We start from the raw sequence: 16,892 nt of genomic DNA on the forward strand, positions 1-16,892 counted from the left end.
CGCACGTGCGGCGGTCTAGATCGCTCGAACGTCCGCCGCCTGCGGGCCCTTCGGGCCCTGGATGATGTCGAACTCGACCTTCTGGTCCTCTTCCAGGTTCCGGAAGCCGGTGCCCGTGATCGCCGAATAGTGCACGAACACGTCGGGCTGACCACCCTCGACGGCGATGAACCCGAAACCCTTCTCAGAGTTGAACCACTTCACGGTGCCCTGAGCCATGTGCTCTCCCTTGGGGACTACGGCGGGGCCGCACCCTGCTGGCCCCGGGTCGCCGGGCGCCGAACCGACGAGTAATCCCCGTATCGACGAGCGCCCACGTGAAGTTCCGCGAGGCGCCTCGGGCATCCATGGAAACTACAACAGCAACCAGTTGCAGACAGTACCAGGGAGGGTGGTGCCGTGCCGAGCCTTTTGCGGCAGGAATCCGCCCTTCCGCGGTGTCCTGTTTCGGCTACTGGAAACTGTTGCTTTCCGCCCTCTCTGCCACTAATGGAGATCTGTGGAATGCGTGTTCTCGGCCGGTGGTTCAGGAAGCGTCGTTGCCGTAGATCCACACGTCGAACCAGAGGCGTTCCCGCCAGACCGACTCCTCGATCGGATAGGCGGCCAACACCGGATAGAAGTACGCGAAGCAGGCGACGATCAACAACAGGACGACGCCGTAGACGATGCCTCCGCCCGCCCTCAGATAGGGGGCGAAACGCGGGCTGTCGTCCCCGGCCCCCATGACCAGGCCGAGCGCCAGCACGATCGCCAGGACGAGGAAGGGCAGGAGCGGGAGCGCGTAGAAGAGGAACATGGGGCGGTCCGGGTAGGCGAACCACGGCAGCCACCCCGCGGCGACGGCCAGCAGCACCGCGCCCGCGCGCCAGTCGCGGAAGGTCACCCACCAGGCGAACATGACGACCAGGGCGAGCAGGCTGACCCACCAGATGATCGGCGTGCCGATCGACACGACCGAGGTGACGCAGTCGCCGGTCCCGCAGCCGACGGCCTCGCCGTTGTAGTGGAACATCACCGGTGTGCGCATGACGAGCCACTCCCACGGAGCGGAGATGTACGAGTGGTCGCTGGTGAGCTCGGTGTGGAACCCCATCATCCGCCGGTGGTAGTCCCACAGGCTCCACAGCGCCTCCACCGGGGCGTGCAGGAACCCGGGGACCATGTCCGGCAGCATCCCGTCCGCGTAGTCGCGGTTGTAGCCGCCCCGCGTGAACAGCCATCCCGACCACGAGACCAGGTAGACGACCCCCGCCACCACCACGGTCTGGAGGAACGCCGGTACGGCGTCGGTCCCGAGCCAGCGCCAGAACGGGCGCACCTGGCCGACACTGCTCCGCGCCCCGTAGTCCCACGCCACCGTGAGCAGCCCGAACGCCGCCACGAAGAACAGCGCCGACCACTTGGTGCCGATCGCCAGTCCGAAGCACAGCCCCGCCGCGAGCCGCCACCAGCGCATCCCCAGCCAGCCCACCGACGCCAGGTCCGCCCCCGCCTCCGACAGCCGGACGAGCCTCTCCCTGGTCTTGTCCCGGTCGATGACCAGGCAGGTGAACCCGGCGAGGATCCACAGGGTGAGGAAGACGTCCACCATGGCGATGCGGCTCAGCGTGAAGTGCAGGCCGTCCAGCGCCATGATCAGGCCCGCCGTGCAGCCCAGCAGCAGCGACCGGGTCATCCGGGTGGCCAGGCGCACCAGGATGAGGACCGAGACCGTGCCGGCCAGGGCCGCGGCGAACCGCCACCCCTCGGGGGTCATCGTGGCGCCGAACGGGAAGAGCGACCAGACCCAGTCGCCCAGGGCGATCATCCACTTGCCGACCGGGGGGTGGACGATGAAGTCGCCGCCTCCCGAGAAGATGTCCTGGCTGCCGCTGTTGAGGAGGTCGTCGGCCTCGATCGGCTCCTCGCGGGTCTCGTGCTCGTAGCCGAACTGCCAGAGCCCGTAGGCGTCCTTGGCGTAGTAGGTCTCGTCGAAGTAGATCCGCTCGGGCTGTCCCAGGTTGAAGAGCCTGAGCGCCCCGGCGAACAGCGCGACGAGGGAGGCCCCCAGCCAGGCCAGCCACCAGGGGGAGGGGTCGGCGGGCAGGAACCGTGCGCGCAGCGGGACCCTGCGGGGCGGAGAGGGCGGCGTCGAGGGCTCTGCCTCGGAGGAAAGTGCGGTGGAGGTCATCTCGGCTCGTAGGTTGGGGACGGAGATGGTTGTCCATTGCGGACGTACCACGAAACCAGGTTTCGGGTGGCGTGATAGAGCCAACCGTAGCGTGACAGGACGGGGATCACAGTGGTTGAGGGCGGAGCTGCGACGCGGAGGGTCGGGACCCTGACTCTCGCCGGGTTGCCCATCGGGAACGTGGAGGACGCGCCGCCCCGGCTGCTTCGGGCCCTGGGGGAGGCACGTGTCATCGCGGCCGAGGACACCCGCAGGCTACGCCAGTTCGCCTCGCGCGCGGACGTGCGCCTGGGCGGGGCCGAGGGGGCCCGCGTGGTGTCGTACTACGACGCCAACGAGGAGAGGCGCACCGACGAGCTGATGACCGACCTGAGGGAGGGCCGCGACGTCATCGTCGTGACCGACGCGGGGATGCCGGGGGTCTCCGACCCCGGCTACCGGCTCGCCGCCGCCTGCGCCGAGGAGGACATCCCCGTCACGGCCATCCCCGGGCCCTCCGCCGTCACCACCGCGCTCGTCGTGTCCGGGCTGCCGACCGACCGCTTCTGCTTCGAGGGCTTCCCGCCCCGCAAGGGGCTCCGCGGGTACCTGGCCGACCTGGCGGCGGAGCGCCGCACCATGGTGTTCTTCGAGAGCCCGCACCGCGTCGCCGCGACCCTGGGGGCGATGGCGGACGCGTTCGGCGCCGACCGGAGGGCCGCCGTCTGCCGGGAGCTGACCAAGACCTACGAGGAGGTGCGCCGGAGCGGGCTCGGGGAACTGGCGGCCTGGGCGGCCGACGGGGTGCGGGGCGAGGTCTCCGTCGTGGTGGAGGGCGCCCGCGGGCGCGCGGGGGAGGCGACGGACGAGGAGCTGGCCGGCGCCGTCGCCTCGCTGGAGGAGGAGGGCGTGCGCCGCAAGGAGGCGATCGCCCGCGTGGCCAAGGAGACGGGCGTGCCCAAGCGCCGGGTCTACGACCTCGTGCACGGGATCGCCGCGGCCGACTGACCCGCGCCCCTCCCCGGCCCCGGAGGACGCGGGGGGACCGGCGGGCGACACCTGGGAGAACAGGGGCGGCACGCGGAACCTTTCCGCGTCCGGAGCGTCTCACCAGGAGCACACGTGACCGTCGACCGAGGATCGTCCATGAGAAGTCAGCTCTTCCAGCAGGCCCAGGAGAACACCCAGCCTGGCATGCACCTCCAGAACCACAAGATGCTCCGTGTGGGCCTCGACGGCGAGTTCTACGCGCGCCAGGGCGCCATGGTCGCCTACCAGGGGCAGGTCGACTTCTCCTACGAGGGGGCGGGGGGCGTCGGCAAGTTCTTCAAGAAGGCCCTCACGGGCGAGGGCCTGCCGCTGATGAAGGTCTCCGGCCGCGGGGACGTGTTCCTCGCCCGTGACGCCTGGGACGTCCACCTGATCGACCTGGAGGACGAGCAGCTCACCGTGAACGGTCAGAACGTGCTGGCCTTCGAGGGGGGCCTGAGCTGGGACATCCGCCGGGTCGAGGGGGCCGGGATGACGGCCGGCGGCCTGTTCAACACGGTCTTCGCCGGGCGGGGCCGCGTGGCCGTCGCCTGCCACGGAGCTCCCGTGCTGATCAACGTCGACCAGCCCACCTTCGTCGACACCGACTCCGCCGTGGCCTGGTCCAGCTCCCTGCGCACCGGCGTGCGCCGCACCATGAAGGCCGGGGCGCTGATCGGCCGGGGCAGCGGCGAGGCGGTCCAGCTGTCCTTCGAGGGGCAGGGCTTCGTCCTCGTGCAGGCCTCCGAGGGGCCGCAGGCGCCCGTCGCCGCCGGCTGACCCGCCGCCCGCCGGGGCGGGGGAGCGGCGAGGGCCCCGGGGACGTGTCACCACACGCCCCCGGGGCCCTCGTCCGTCACGCCGGGACCTCCGCGAGGAGGCCCCGGCTCCGGCCGCGGCTAGACCACGGCGCCGTCGTCGGCCTCGCGGGCGGCCTTGGCCGCCACCTTCTGCTTGGCCTTGCGGTCCTTGATCACGTGGGGCGGGGCCGTGCGGTCCCACTTCTGCAGCCAGATGGCCAGCGGCACGGCGACGAACACCGTGGACACCACGCCCGTGGTCAGACCGACCAGCATCGCGATCGAGAAGTCCTGGAGCGAGGACCCGCCGAGGAAGACGAGGAAGCCCAGGATGATCCACGCGCCGACGGTGGTGTTGACCGTACGCGGCAGGGTGTTGAGGACCGCCCGGTTGGCGATCTCCTTGAAGGAGGACTTCTCGTCCCTCGCCCACTCGTCGCGCACCCGGTCGAACACCACCACCGTGTCGTTGACGGTGAAGCCGATGACACTCAGGATCGACGCCAGGAAGACGCCGTCGATCGGCTTGCCGAGCCAGATGAACAGGCCGACCACCAGCAGCATGTTGAACGCCAGGGACAACATGGTGGAGACGCCGAACGACCAGCGGAAGCGCCAGGCCAGGTAGATCATCTGGAGCGCCAGCGCGGCGCCCAGGGCGATCAGGGCCCGGTTGCGCAGCTCGTCGCCCATGCTCGGGCCGATCAGCTCGTCGCTGACCCTCTCCACGCCGCCGGTCGCCTCGGACAGGGCGTCGGTGATGCTCTCCGCCTCCGGGTCGGAGATGTCGCCGGTGCGCACCGCGATGTCGCTGTCGCCGGACTCCTGCACGACGGCGGTGTCCGAGCCGGGGAAGTTCAGGCCGGAGATGATGCCGCGCGCCTCGTCCACCGAGATCGGGTCGCCGGTGACCTCGTACTCCATCACGCGGCCGCCGGTGAACTCGACGCCGAGGTTGGTGTCGCGGATCAGCGGTGCGGCGATCGCGGCGGCTACGATCAGCGCGGCGACGACGAGGGCCTTGCCCCGGTGCTTCATGAGGTCGGGGTTCTTCTCGACCAGCCAGGTGCGGATCGGGCCGATCTGGTTGAGTCCGGTGACGGCCGGGTGCTTGCGGACGACCGCCCTGCGGACCGCCCACTCGACGAACACGCGCGCGATGACCAGCGCCGAGAACATCGAGACGATGGTGCCGATGCTCAGGGTCACGCCGAAGCCCTGGACGGTGCCGGAGGCGAAGAAGAACAGCAGGGCCGCCGCGATGAGCGTCGTGACGTTGGTGTCCAGGACGGCGCTCCACGCCTTCCGGGAGCCCTCGACGAACGCCTTCTCCAGGTTCGGCGGGATCGCCCTGCGGCGACGGCGGGCGAGCGCACCCGACTCGGCCTTGGCGGCCTCGTCGTCGGTGGCGTCCCGCATGCCCGCGGACTTGTTGGACTCGTACACCTTCTGCTGGCGCTGGTACTCCTCGCGCGCCCGCTCGAAGATGAGCACGTTGGCGTCGATGGCCATACCGATCGCCAGCACGAAGCCGGCCAGGCCCGGCAGGGTGAGCGTGGCCCCCAGCGCGACCAGCGCACCGTACGCGATGAGCGTGTAGAAGGCCAGGGCGACCGAGGCGAGGAAGCCGACCAGGCGGTACACCAGCGTGATGTACAGCGCGGTGAACGCGATGCCCAGGAGGGCGGCGATCGCGCTGGCCTCGATGGCGGCGGCGCCCAGGGTCGGGCCGACCGTCTGGCGCTGGACCTCGGTGACCGGCAGCGGCAGGGAGCCGCCCTCGATCAGCACGGCCAGCTCGTCCGCGGTCTCACTGGTGAAAGTGGGGCTGGTGATGCTGGTGGAACCGCCCGGCATACCGACCTCGCAGCCGATCTCCGGGTTCACCTCCGGGGCGGAGATGATCTGGTCGTCCAGCACGATCGCCACACGGCGCCGCGGGTCGCCCTGCTCGTAGCAGGCCGCGGCGCCGGTCAGCTGCGCCCACTGGTCGCGGCCCTCGCCGCGGAAGTTGACGTTGACCGTCCACTGGGTGCGGTTGACGCTGTCGAGCGCCGCGTCGGCGCTGGACACCCGGTCGCCGCGGATGGCGGTCTCACCGAGCTGGAGGTAGGTGCCGTCGGCGTCCGGGAGCGTCATGGCGACGTCCTCGGGGTTCTCCGCGCTGGGGCCCGCCGGGGGCTGCTGACCCCCGGTGGGGTCGCCGCCCATGCTGCCCATGAGCTCTTCGAGCTGCTCGGGGGTCATCTCCTCCCCGCCGCCGGCGCCCTCGCCGCCCTCGCCGCCCTCGGCGTCGGAGGGTGCGCGGGCCTCGTCGGCCGCGTTGTCCGGCGCGTTAGCGAAGTCGCCGGTCGGGGGGGCCTGCACGCCCTGGCCGCCCTGCTCGCCGACGCCCAGCACCGGGTGGAAGGACAGCTGTGCGGTCCGGCCGACGATCTGGGCCGCCTCCGCCGGGTCCTGCACGCCGGGGAGCTCGACGATGATCCGGTTCTCACCGGACCGGGACATGGTCGCCTCGGCCACGCCGAGGCGGTCGATGCGCTGGCGCAGCACCTCGACGACCTGGTCGGTGTTGTCGGAGTCGGCGGGGGTGCCGTCGGCTCCGTCCTGGGTCTCCAGCACGATCTGCGTGCCGCCGCTGAGGTCGAGCCCCAGGCGGGGTGGGATGAACCACGCCGCGCCGAACGCGACGAGGATGACGAGGAGGGAGATGAGCGCGCGTGTCCAGCGCGCTCCCGCTCCCGTTTGACTGGACAAGGGGTAGGTACCTCTCACTGCGAAGACGGGTAGCCGAACGCACGCCCGGAGGGAACCGGGCGGGGGGTGTGGCCGGGGACGGTCAGATGGCGGTGTTCGCCGCGAGAGGCGGGGCCCGCGTCGGCGGCAGCTCCCCGGAGGCGACCTGTTCGGGAACGGGGTCGGAGGCCGGGGGCGGCAGCGGCCACCAGGGCTGGTCCCACACGGCCAGGCGCAGGGCGCGACCGGGCACCGTGTCGGGCAGGTCGCGCAGGACGGAGCGCTGGTCGCAGGTGGTGGCGGGCGGGCCGACCGTGAGCATGGGGTTCTCGGCGAGGTTCGCGCGCTCGCGCGGGGTCACCGACTCCTGGGCGGCGTCGCGGCCCGGGGCGCCGTCGGGGGCGCTGGCCAGGCCGTGCGGCGGCAGGTGGGCGGAGACCGTCCCGCCTCCCGTGCCGGAGGCGACGGGGAACGACAGGATGACCAGCAGCACCATGCTCGTGAGGAGCGCGGTGGTGTGCCGGGCAGGGCGGGGTAGGGCACGGGTATCCGTGGTGACCACCGCCTCAGGTGAAGGACCGGGGAGAGGGCGTCTCCGTCACCGCGCGCCCCGGCGGCACGCGGATCGTCCAGCAGAGCATACGGGTACGGGTCGTCCCCGGGGAATCGTCCCCGGCCGGGAAAGGCGCGGGCCGAGGGCGCGCGAGCGGGAGAAATGAGGTGCGGGGCAGGCCCCCGGCGGCTTTAGGCTTGGGGCATGTCGTCGAATCGCCACATCCTGACCGCGGTCGCCTGGCCCTACGCCAACGGACCGCGCCACATCGGCCACGTGTCCGGCTTCGGGGTCCCCTCCGACGTCTTCTCCCGCTTCCAGCGAATGTCGGGCAACCACGTGCTGATGGTCAGCGGCACGGACGAGCACGGCACCCCGGTCCAGGTGCAGGCCGACCAGGAGGGCGTCACCCCGCGCGAGCTGGCCGACCGCTACAACCGGATCATCTCCGAGGACCTCGTCGCCCTCGGCCTGTCCTACGACCTCTTCACCCGCACCACCACGGGCAACCACTACGCGGTCGCCCAGCAGCTGTTCACCACGCTGTACGACAACGGGTACGTGTTCACCCGCACCACCAAGGGCGCGGTGTCCCCGTCCACCGGCCGTACGCTGCCCGACCGCTACATCGAGGGCGTCTGCCCGATCTGCGGCTACGACGGCGCGCGCGGCGACCAGTGCGACAACTGCGGCAACCAGCTCGACCCGATCGACCTCATCTCCCCCCGCTCGCGGATCAACGGCGAGACCCCCGAGTTCGTGGACAGCGAGCACTTCATGCTCGACCTGCCCGCGTTCGCGGAGGTGCTCACCGCCTGGCTCACGGGCAAGGAGGGCGAGTGGCGGCCCAACGTCCTCAAGTTCTCCCTGAACCTGGTGGACGACCTCCAGCCGCGCGCGGTCACCCGCGACCTCGACTGGGGCGTGCCGATCCCGCTGGAGGGCTGGAGCGACAACGCCAACAAGCGCCTGTACGTGTGGTTCGACGCGGTGATCGGCTACCTGTCGGCGTCCATCGAGTGGGCGAAGCGGATCGGTGAGCCCGAGGCGTGGAAGCGCTGGTGGCAGAGTGACGAGGCCCGGTCCTACTACTTCATGGGCAAGGACAACATCGTCTTCCACTCGGTGATCTGGCCGGCGATCCTGCTGGGGGCCTCGGGCCGGGGCGACCGGGGCGGCGAGGCCGGACCGCTCGGCGGGCTGGACGTCCCCACCGAGGTGGTCTCCAGCGAGTTCCTCACCATGGAGGGGCGCAAGTTCTCCTCCTCGCGCCGCGTCGTCATCTACGTGCGCGACTTCCTGGAGCGCTACTCGGCCGACGCGCTGCGCTACTACATCATGGCCGCCGGCCCCGAGACCCAGGACACCGACTTCACCTGGTCCGAGTTCGTGCGCCGCAACAACGACGAGCTGGTCGCGGCCTGGGGCAACCTGGTCAACCGCTCCATCTCCATGGCCGCCAAGAACCTCGGGGAGATCCCCGCGGCCGGCGAGCTCACCGACGAGGACCGGGCCGTGCTGGAGGCGTCGAGGGGCGCGTTCGCGCGGGTCGGCGAGCGGCTGGAGCGCTCCCAGTTCAAGGCGGGCCTCCAGGAGGCCATGCGGACCGTCGCCGAGGCCAACAAGTACATCTCCGACCAGGCCCCGTGGGCGCTCAAGAAGACCGACCCCGAGCGGATGGCCACCGTCCTGCACGTGGCCCTCCAGCTGGTCCACGACGCCAACACCCTGCTGACGCCGTACCTGCCGGAGTCGGCCAACAAGGTGCACGCGATGCTCGGCGGCACCGGGACCTGGACGGGCATGCCCCGGCTCGACACCGGGCACGACACCGTCGGCGGCTCGGAGGAGGCGGTGGACTACCTGGTCATCACCGGCGACTACGCCGGGGATGCCGCGCGCTGGGAGTCCACGCCGATCGTGCCGGGCACGCCGCTGGGCCGCCCCGAGCCGCTGTTCGCCAAGCTCGACCCGTCCGTCGTGGACGAGGAGCTGGCACGCCTGGAGAACCCCGCAGAGTAGTCCCGGACGACGGCCGGGAAGCAGGACGACCGCGCCGACGGGCCACGCCCGTCGGCGCGCCTTCGCGAAGGAACGTGAACACCATGGGCAAGCGCAGCGGCAGAGCGGTCAGGGAGCGCAACGACCAGACCCCTCCGCCGGTACCGGAGCCCCTGCGCGTCCCGGTGGCCGACAGCCACACCCACATGGACATGCAGGCCCCGGCCGTGGAGGACGTCATCGCGGCCGCCGAGGGCGTCGGGGTGACCCCGCTCGTCCAGGTGGGCGTCGACCTGCCGTCGTCGCGGTGGGCGGCCGAGGTCGCCGCGGCGCACCCGGGGAAGGTGTGGGCCGCGGTGGCCCTGCACCCCAACGAGGCGCCGCGCATCGTGCACGGCGACGGAGCCCCCGGCGTGGAGCCCGACGACACCGACTGGGCCGGGACCGCCCGGGAGCCGGCGGGCTTCAAGGGGCTGGAGGAGGCGCTCGCCGGGATCGACGAGCTGGCCGCCCTGCCGCAGGTGGTGGCGGTCGGCGAGACCGGCATGGACGCCTTCCGCACGGGGCCCGAGGGGACGCGGGCGCAGGAGGAGTCGTTCCGCCGCCACATCGCCATCGCCAAGGCCCGCGGCAAGGCCGTGATGATCCACGACCGCGACGCTCACGACGACGTGTTCCGGATTCTGGCCGAGGAGGGCGCTCCCGAGCGCGTCGTCTTCCACTGCTTCTCCGGTGACGCCGGCATGGCCCGGGTGTGCGCCGAGCACGGGTACTTCATGAGCTTCGCCGGCAACGTCACCTTCGCCAGCGCCGAGTCGCTGCGCGAGGCCGCCGCGGCGGCGCCGCCGGAGCTGGTGCTGGTCGAGACCGACGCCCCGTTCCTCACGCCCAAGCCCTACCGGGGGCGCCCCAACGCCCCGTACCTGATCCCGCACACCCTGCGCCTGCTGGCCGAGGTCAAGGGGATGGACGAGGACGAGCTCGCCGGGATCGTCGCGGGCAACGCCCGCCGCGCCTTCGGCTTCTGAGGGGGCCTCCGGGGGCCGGCGCCCCGTACCGCCCCGGAAGGCGCGGATCCCGCCGGGCGGCGGGCCCCTCCCCGCCCGGGGAGGGAACCGCCGCGTCCGAGGAGGCCGCCGGGCCGTGGACCCGCCGCGTCCGCGGGGCGGGTCAGCGGCCGCGCTTGAGCCGGGCGTTCGCGCGGGCCTCCCGGTCGGCGGCCTTCCACCGCTGCTTGCGCTCGGCGCGCACGCGCTGGTCGCCCCGGGCGCTGTTCCACTCGGCCTCGCGGCGGAGCCGGTTCCAGCGGGCCAGCCGCTCGGAGTCCAGTTCGCCCTCGTCGACGGCGGCGGTGATCGCGCAACCGGGCTCGGACCCGTGGGAGCAGTCCCGGAAACGGCACCGCCCGGCGAGTTCGCCGACGTCGGCGAAGGCCCGGTCGACGCCTCCCGGGTCGCCCGGCACGTCGATGCGCCGCACGCCGGGGATGTCCAGGACCAGCGCCCCGCCGGGAAGCTCCAGGAGCTGGCGGCGGGTGGTGGTGTGGCGCCCCCGCTTGTCCTGGCGGACCTCCCCGGTGTCCATCAGGGACTGTCCGGCGAGGGCGTTGACCAGGCTGGACTTGCCCGCCCCGGAGGTGCCCAGCAGCACCCACGAGGAGCCGGGCAGGAACCGCGGGGCCAGCTCCGCAAGTCCCTCCCCGGTGTGGGCGCTGACGCCGTGCACGTCGGCGCCGGCGGCCACCGCCCGGACGAGTTCGAGGACCTCGGGGAGCCGGTCCCCGGCCAGCTCCGACTTGGTGACGGCGACGACCGGGGTCGCGCCGCAGGCCCAGGCGAGGCTGAGGAAGCGCTCCAGGCGGCCCACGTTGGGCCCCTGGTCGGCGGCCTCGCAGACCAGGACCGCGTCGACGTTGGCGGCCAGCACCTGGTCGTGGGAGTCCTTGGCCACGCCCTGGCGGACGAGGCTGGTGGAGCGTTCGAGGACGGCCTCCACGAGCCAGGTGTCACCGGACCGGCGTACGGCGACCCAGTCGCCGGCGCACGGGGCCGAGGAGGGGTCCTCCCGCGCGGCCCTGGTCAGGGCGGGGCCGTAGTCGGCGTGGGTCTCGCCCGGGAGGCGGACCAGCGCGCCGCCCCGGCGTGAGGAGGACACGCGTGCGGGGAGCAGGGTGTGCCCGCTCGCGTGGGAAAGGGTGTCGAAGGCGTGTTCGACACGCGGGTTCCAGCCCAGCCGGGTCAGCGGGTGGGAGGCGGGCGTGTCGGTACGTGGTGTGCTCACGGCGGTCTCTCTGGGAGGCGAGCCGTCCGGAGGGCGGTTCCCTCAGGGCTCGCGGACGAACGGGAAGGCGGGGAGGGTGGCACTCGCAGAGTCGGTCATCGCTCTTCCTTCCGTCGTCGGTCGCCGTTCGGTGCACGACGCCCGCGGGCCCGCCGAGTCTAGGACCGGCGGGCCCGCGGGCTCCAGTGGTTTTCCGGGGTGCGCGGCGGCTCAGCGCCGCCTGGTCCACACGTCGTCCTCCGGGGCCCGCGCCGGCGGGGCCGGGGCGGCAGGGGAGGGGGCCGCGCCGTGGCGCGGCCGGTACCCGGCGTCGGTCACGTGCTCGCTGTCGGGTGGGGCGGGGGTCGCGTGGACCGGGCGCCGTGAGTAGTCGGGGCGCTCCTCGTCCACCCCGAGGAGGAGGAAGAGGCTGCAGACCAGCAGGAAGACGAACAGGCCCGTCATCATGGGCAGCAGCAGGTCCGTGGTGCTGGCCCCGGGCGGTGGGCCGTAGCGGTTCAGGCGTGAGGGCTCGATGTGCACCCCCAGCATGCCGGTGTAGTGCATGGAGGTCACCGCGACGGCCATCACCGGCGAGGCCAGGAGGATGGCGGCCATGCCGCGCAGCCGGGAGGCGCACCACAGGGCGCTGGTGGCCGCGACCAGGGCGATCGCGCTCGCCAGCGCGATGTAGACGGGGTCGTGGTGGAGTTCGCCGTGGACGCTCATCGACGCCATGCCGGTGTAGTGCATGGCGACGATGCCGGCCCCGGCGACGAGCCCGCCGAGCAGCAGGGTGGACGTCCTCCGCCGGGAGATCGTGATGGTGAGGGCGACGCCCATGACCAGGACGGCGATGACGCCGCTGACGACGGTGAGCAGGGCGTCGTAGCGGACCGAGGTGCCGGTGGGGGAGAACCCCATCATGGCGATGAAGTGCATGGACCAGAGCGCCATGCCGCCGAGGGAGAGGGATGCCAGGGCCAGCCACTGCCACCGCGTGAAGGTCTTCGACCGGCGGGCACGGGCGGCGAAAGCCAGACCGAGGAACGAACCGATGGCCGAGACCGTGAAGGCGATGAGGGGGGTGAGCCAGTCCTGGGTGGGGAGATCGACCACAACTCGCTACTTTCTATGACCTGGGTCACAAATCAACCCAGGTTATGGATAGTAGGGATGGTCAGGATGGGGCACCAGGGGTTTGGGGAAACCAGAGTGGCCTGATGTGGCCATTCATCTCCACGGTGGCCGCCTCGAAGGTCTCAGGCGGGCCGGTCCCAGGCGCTGCCGGTGCTGTGGCGCGCGGTGTAGCGGCCCTTCTCCCCGCCCGGGAGCGCCGGGGCGGGCGCGGGTCGGTCGTCCCGCCGGGCGGTCCGCGACGCGCGGCGCGGCTCGGAGTCGTCGACGCCGAGCATCAGCAGGAGGCTGCACACCAGGAGGAAGACGAACAGGCCCACGACCAGGGGCAGGAGCAGTTCCGGGGCGGTCGAGCCCGGGACCGTGCCCGGGTTCCGGGTCTCGTCCACGGTGACGTGCACGCCGAACATGCCGGTGTAGTGCATGGAGGTCACCGCGACGCCCATCACCAGGGAGGCGAGCAGGATCGACACGACGCCCCTGAGCCGCTGGGTGAACCACAGGGCCGCGGTCGCGGCGAGCAGGGCCACGGCGCCGGCCAGCCCCACGAACAGCGGGTCGTGTCCGAGGTGGCCGTGCATGTTGATGGACGCCATGCCCAGGTAGTGCATGGCGACGATCCCGCTCCCGGCGATGGCGCCGCCCGCCAGGAGCCACCCCGTCCCGCGGCGGATGACCGTCAGGTACTGGGCCAGCCCCATGGCCAGCACGGCGAGGAGGCCGCTGGCGACGGTGAGGGCCGGGTCGTAGCGGATCGCCAGGCCCGGGACGTGGAACCCGAGCATGGCGATGAAGTGCATCGACCACACGGCGGTGCCGCCGAGGCAGAGGGCGCTGAACACCAGCCAGGTACCGCGCCCGGCCCCGCGCGTGTTCCGGGCGCGGGCGGCGAACATGAGGCCGACGAAGGAGCCGATGACCGACACCGCGTAGGCGACCGCGGGGGTCAGGGCCCCGTGGGTGAAGTGCTCGACCATGGCCTGCGGCTCCGGGGGTGTGGGGAAGGAGTCCTGTTCAGGCCAATCCTAGGGAGACCGGCGCCGGTCGGGGACGGGTTCGGGCCGTACCGTCCCACCACGGCGGGCGGTCGCGGCGCAAGGGTCCTTGGTCCTGAGGGCATGTGGCGGACGGTAGCCGTGGTCTCTGTGACGCCAAACACATCGGGGAGGCCGCTCCGGGTGCGTCCGCCGCCGCCCCGGCCGCGGTCCCGTGCCCGTGGCGGACACCGGCGCCGGGGCCGTCCACGGGAGCAGGGCCGCCGGGGGCGGGGGCTCCGCGTCGCGCTCCCAGGGCGTGTTCCGTGGACGCCGTCCGTCGCGAGCGGCGCATCCGGTGCGTGCACCGCAAGGCCGAAGAAGGGGTCGTGGCGGGGTCCTGTCGACGGAGGAGAACGCCGCGAGGGGCGTGCTGGGGCGACGCGCAGCAGGGCGGGGGCTCCGCGTCGCGCCGGCTAGGCGCGCAGGCCCCCGAAGGCGATCCGGGCGAGGGTGTCGGCGACCTCCTCCGAGGCCAGGCCCCGGTCCGGCTTGTACCACTCCACCAGCGAGTTGACCATGCCGAACAGCAGGCGGGCGGCGACCGCCGGGTCGACGTCGCTGCGGATGTCGCCGTCGACGATCCCCTCGCGCACCAGGTCGGCGATCAGGTGGTCGAACTCGCGGCGCCGCTCCAGCGCGCGCTTCTCCACCTCCGTGTTGCCGCGCACGCGCAGCAGGAGGGTCACGTGGGGCAGCTCCTCCACCAGGACGCGGACGCTGCCGCGCAGCACGTGGTCGAGCCGGTCGATGGCCGGGCCGGTCGTCGAGGCCTCCTCGCGGGTGACCGCGAACAGGGCGTCCATCGCCAGGTCCAGGGAGCGGCGCAGCAGTTCGGTCTTGCCGGTGACGTGGTGGTAGATCGCCGACTTGGTCACGCCCAGGGCGCGCGCCAGGTCCTCCATGCTCGTGCCGTCGTACCCGCGCTCGTTGAACACGCGCGCGGCGACGCGCAGGACGGAGTCGGCGTCGTGGCCGGGGCGGCCGGAGCGCCGCCGTCCCGCCCCGCGGCGGGAGGACGCTGATTCGGGAGGGGAAGTTCGGGACACGGTTGTCGAATCTACCTGGTGGAGGGCGCCGGTGCGCGGGTTCGGCCGGGAGCCGCCCTCGTGTCCGGGGGTCCGCGCGAGGACGCGGTGACTTGACGAACGGTCGGTCGATGATGGCAGGCGGACGACGCCCGTGCCCTCTGGGCCCGTGTGGTCCGTGCCCGCGCCGCCTGTGCCTGCAGGGTGCGTGCCCGTGCCGCCCGTGCCCGCTGGGCCCGTGTCGTCCTTGCCCGGGCCGCCCGTGCCCGTGCCCGCTGGGCCCGTGCCGTCCGTACCCGCAGGCCCCGTACCCGCGGCGGCCCGCCCCGTCCGGGGCCTCCGCCGAGGGGCTCCGCCCACCGCCCGGGGTGAGACACGCTTGCCCCAAGGATTGCCCCTGCGGGATTGTCCGCCGCTCCGCGCGGGCGTAGCTTCGGCCTCATCGTCACAGGTGCGGGCGGTACGGCGCCCGCGCCCACCCGACCCTGAGCGAGGCAGCATGGCGATCGTCCAGAACGCCGCCCCACGGAGGGCGACGATCACCGAGGGCCACGACGCGTACCGCAGGCGGCAGCGGCTCGACCGGGGCAACACCCGGTGGCGCACCTTCGGCTCCGTCCACCCGCGCCAGGGCTCCGGACGCAGGCGCGAACTGCTCGAACACCAGGCGCCCCGGGTGTCCGTCCTGTCCTGCGCCGACTCCCGCGTGCCCCCCGAGATGGTCTTCGACCAGGGGCTCGGCGACATGTTCACGGCCCGGTCGGCGGGCCAGGTGCTGGACTCGTCGGTGCTCGGCACGCTCGTCTACGGGGTGGACGCGTTCGACACGGTGCTCCTGGTCGTGCTGGGCCACGACTCGTGCGGGGCCGTGAAGGCGGCCGTCGAGGCCCACCGGACGGGCGAGCTGCCGCCCGGGAACCTCGGCTACCTCGTGGGGCAGGTCCTGGAGGTCGTGGAGACGGTGCCGGAGCAGGGGACGGAGAAGGCCTTCCTGGACGCCTGCGTGCGGGCCAACGCCCGTGCCGTCGCCGAGCAGCTGCGGCACGAGCCCGGCCTCCGGGAGGCGGTCGCGGCCGGGCGCATGAAGGTCGAACCCGCGCGCTACGACCTCAGGCGCTCCCGCGTGGAGTGGCTGGACGACGCGTCCGGGGGCGAAGGGGGGATCCCGGAGCAGAGAGCCCGGAGCGGGTGAAGGCGCAGGTGGACCAGGACGGGCGAACGGCCGCACGGGGAATCCCGGGCGGCCGTTCGTCCGTCCGAATTGGGGCGGTTGTGATTGTCGTTTTCTGAGTGGCGTTCTGTGGCGCAAGGGATTCGTTAAAGAGGTTGGAGAGGTTGGCGGCATAAGGGTAATTTGGTCCTCGTTTGGCGACATTGGTCTCTAATGTCGCTAGTCGAGAAGGGAAAACCCCCATGGCCATCACCCGTCGCGGCGCCTTACGCGCATCCCTCATCGGCGGAGTCGGGGCAGCGGTCGCCACCGCAGCCTCCGCCTCCGCCTGGGCGGTCCCCATGCCCTCGCCCTCCCCCGGACCCCAGGACGCGGCCTCGGCCCTCCGGCTCCTCAAGGAGGGCAACCGCCGCTGGAAGCGCATCGCCTCCCGCCACCCCCACGAGGGGGCGGCCCGCAGGGCCGAGATGGCGCTCGGGCAGGACCCGTTCGCCGTCGTCCTCGGGTGCGCGGACTCCAGGGTCGCCCCGGAACTGGTCTTCGACCGGGGGCTCGGCGACCTCTTCACCATCCGGTCCGCCGGCCAGGTCCTGGACTCCTCCGTCCTCGGCAGCATCAGCTACGCGGCCGAGCACCTGGCGGTCCCGCTCATCGTCGTCCTCGGCCACGCCTCCTGCGGAGCGGTCGGCGCGGCCGTGGAGGCGCACCGCACCGGGCAGGTCCCGCACGGCCACGTCGGCTACCTCGTGGAGCAGATCCTGCCGGTCGTCGAGTCCACGCCGGACGACGGGGGCGACTTCGTGGACGCCTGCGTGCGGGCCAACGCCGAGTACATCACCGGCCTGCTCCGCCAGGACGCCGACCTGCGCGACCTGGTCGACACGGGCCGCCTGGACATCGTCCCCGCCCGGTACGACCTGGAGACCTCGGCGGTGTCCTGGCTCTGACGCCGCCGACGTCCGTTCCGGGGCGTAGGGCCTGAAAGCCGCACA

The 16,892-nt window shown here is 72.4% G+C and carries 14 protein-coding genes; 6 read left to right on the top strand and 8 right to left on the bottom strand.

The window, feature by feature from the left end:
• Positions 1-15: 15 nt before the first annotated feature.
• Positions 16-219 carry a cold-shock protein gene (locus ACIRPH_RS13160; protein WP_267948036.1) on the bottom strand — a complete coding sequence of 68 codons (204 nt, stop codon included), beginning with the start codon at positions 217-219 and terminating at the stop codon, positions 16-18.
• A 307-nt stretch (positions 220-526) separates the two neighbouring features.
• On the bottom strand, positions 527-2,173 hold the full coding sequence (locus ACIRPH_RS13165) for a dolichyl-phosphate-mannose--protein mannosyltransferase (protein WP_402913434.1): 1,647 nt from the start codon (positions 2,171-2,173) through the stop codon (positions 527-529).
• 111 nt (positions 2,174-2,284) lie between these two features.
• On the opposite strand from ACIRPH_RS13165, the gene rsmI reads away from it, so the two are divergent.
• Positions 2,285-3,160 (top strand): 16S rRNA (cytidine(1402)-2'-O)-methyltransferase, encoded by an 876-nt coding sequence (rsmI, locus tag ACIRPH_RS13170; RefSeq protein ID WP_402913436.1) that lies wholly within the window; start codon positions 2,285-2,287, stop codon positions 3,158-3,160.
• A 138-nt stretch (positions 3,161-3,298) separates the two neighbouring features.
• Positions 3,299-3,961: an AIM24 family protein gene (locus ACIRPH_RS13175; RefSeq protein WP_402913438.1), complete on the top strand. Its 663-nt coding sequence runs from the start codon at positions 3,299-3,301 to the stop codon at positions 3,959-3,961.
• A gap of 119 nt (positions 3,962-4,080) precedes the next feature.
• Here ACIRPH_RS13175 and secD read toward each other — a convergent pair whose 3' ends face one another.
• Both secD and ACIRPH_RS13185 read right to left on the bottom strand, forming a co-directional pair.
• Entirely contained in the window at positions 4,081-6,738 is a 2,658-nt protein-coding gene (secD, locus tag ACIRPH_RS13180; RefSeq protein WP_402913440.1) for a protein translocase subunit SecD, read from the bottom strand.
• A gap of 82 nt (positions 6,739-6,820) precedes the next feature.
• A complete protein-coding gene (locus ACIRPH_RS13185) occupies positions 6,821-7,279 on the bottom strand; it encodes a hypothetical protein (RefSeq protein ID WP_402913443.1) in 459 nt (152 codons plus the stop codon).
• 195 nt (positions 7,280-7,474) lie between these two features.
• Here ACIRPH_RS13185 and metG point away from each other — a divergent pair, with 195 nt between their 5' ends.
• A complete protein-coding gene (gene metG / locus ACIRPH_RS13190) occupies positions 7,475-9,292 on the top strand; it encodes a methionine--tRNA ligase (protein ID WP_402913445.1) in 1,818 nt (605 codons plus the stop codon).
• An 83-nt stretch (positions 9,293-9,375) separates the two neighbouring features.
• A complete protein-coding gene (locus ACIRPH_RS13195; protein ID WP_402913448.1) occupies positions 9,376-10,299 on the top strand; it encodes a TatD family hydrolase in 924 nt (307 codons plus the stop codon).
• Between the two features lie 142 nt (positions 10,300-10,441).
• On the opposite strand, the gene rsgA is transcribed toward ACIRPH_RS13195, so the two are convergent.
• The 4 genes from rsgA to ACIRPH_RS13215 form a co-directional block, all read right to left on the bottom strand.
• Positions 10,442-11,551 carry a ribosome small subunit-dependent GTPase A gene (gene rsgA, locus ACIRPH_RS13200; protein ID WP_402913450.1) on the bottom strand — a complete coding sequence of 370 codons (1,110 nt, stop codon included), beginning with the start codon at positions 11,549-11,551 and terminating at the stop codon, positions 10,442-10,444.
• Between the two features lie 210 nt (positions 11,552-11,761).
• Positions 11,762-12,649: an MHYT domain-containing protein gene (locus tag ACIRPH_RS13205; protein WP_402913452.1), complete on the bottom strand. Its 888-nt coding sequence runs from the start codon at positions 12,647-12,649 to the stop codon at positions 11,762-11,764.
• 143 nt (positions 12,650-12,792) lie between these two features.
• The gene (locus ACIRPH_RS13210; protein ID WP_402913455.1) at positions 12,793-13,644 is read right to left on the bottom strand and encodes an MHYT domain-containing protein; all 852 of its coding nucleotides are present in this window, start codon (positions 13,642-13,644) and stop codon (positions 12,793-12,795) included.
• A 473-nt stretch (positions 13,645-14,117) separates the two neighbouring features.
• On the bottom strand, positions 14,118-14,657 hold the full coding sequence (locus tag ACIRPH_RS13215) for a TetR/AcrR family transcriptional regulator (RefSeq protein ID WP_402914750.1): 540 nt from the start codon (positions 14,655-14,657) through the stop codon (positions 14,118-14,120).
• A 571-nt stretch (positions 14,658-15,228) separates the two neighbouring features.
• Here ACIRPH_RS13215 and ACIRPH_RS13220 point away from each other — a divergent pair.
• Positions 15,229-15,921, top strand: a complete 693-nt coding sequence (locus ACIRPH_RS13220) for a carbonic anhydrase (RefSeq protein WP_402913457.1) — start codon at positions 15,229-15,231, stop codon at positions 15,919-15,921.
• 221 nt (positions 15,922-16,142) lie between these two features.
• A complete protein-coding gene (locus tag ACIRPH_RS13225; RefSeq protein WP_402913460.1) occupies positions 16,143-16,847 on the top strand; it encodes a carbonic anhydrase in 705 nt (234 codons plus the stop codon).
• Positions 16,848-16,892: the final 45 nt, after the last annotated feature.

Source organism: Nocardiopsis sp. NPDC101807 (assembly GCF_044766605.1).
Classification (GTDB): domain Bacteria; phylum Actinomycetota; class Actinomycetes; order Streptosporangiales; family Streptosporangiaceae; genus Nocardiopsis; species Nocardiopsis tropica.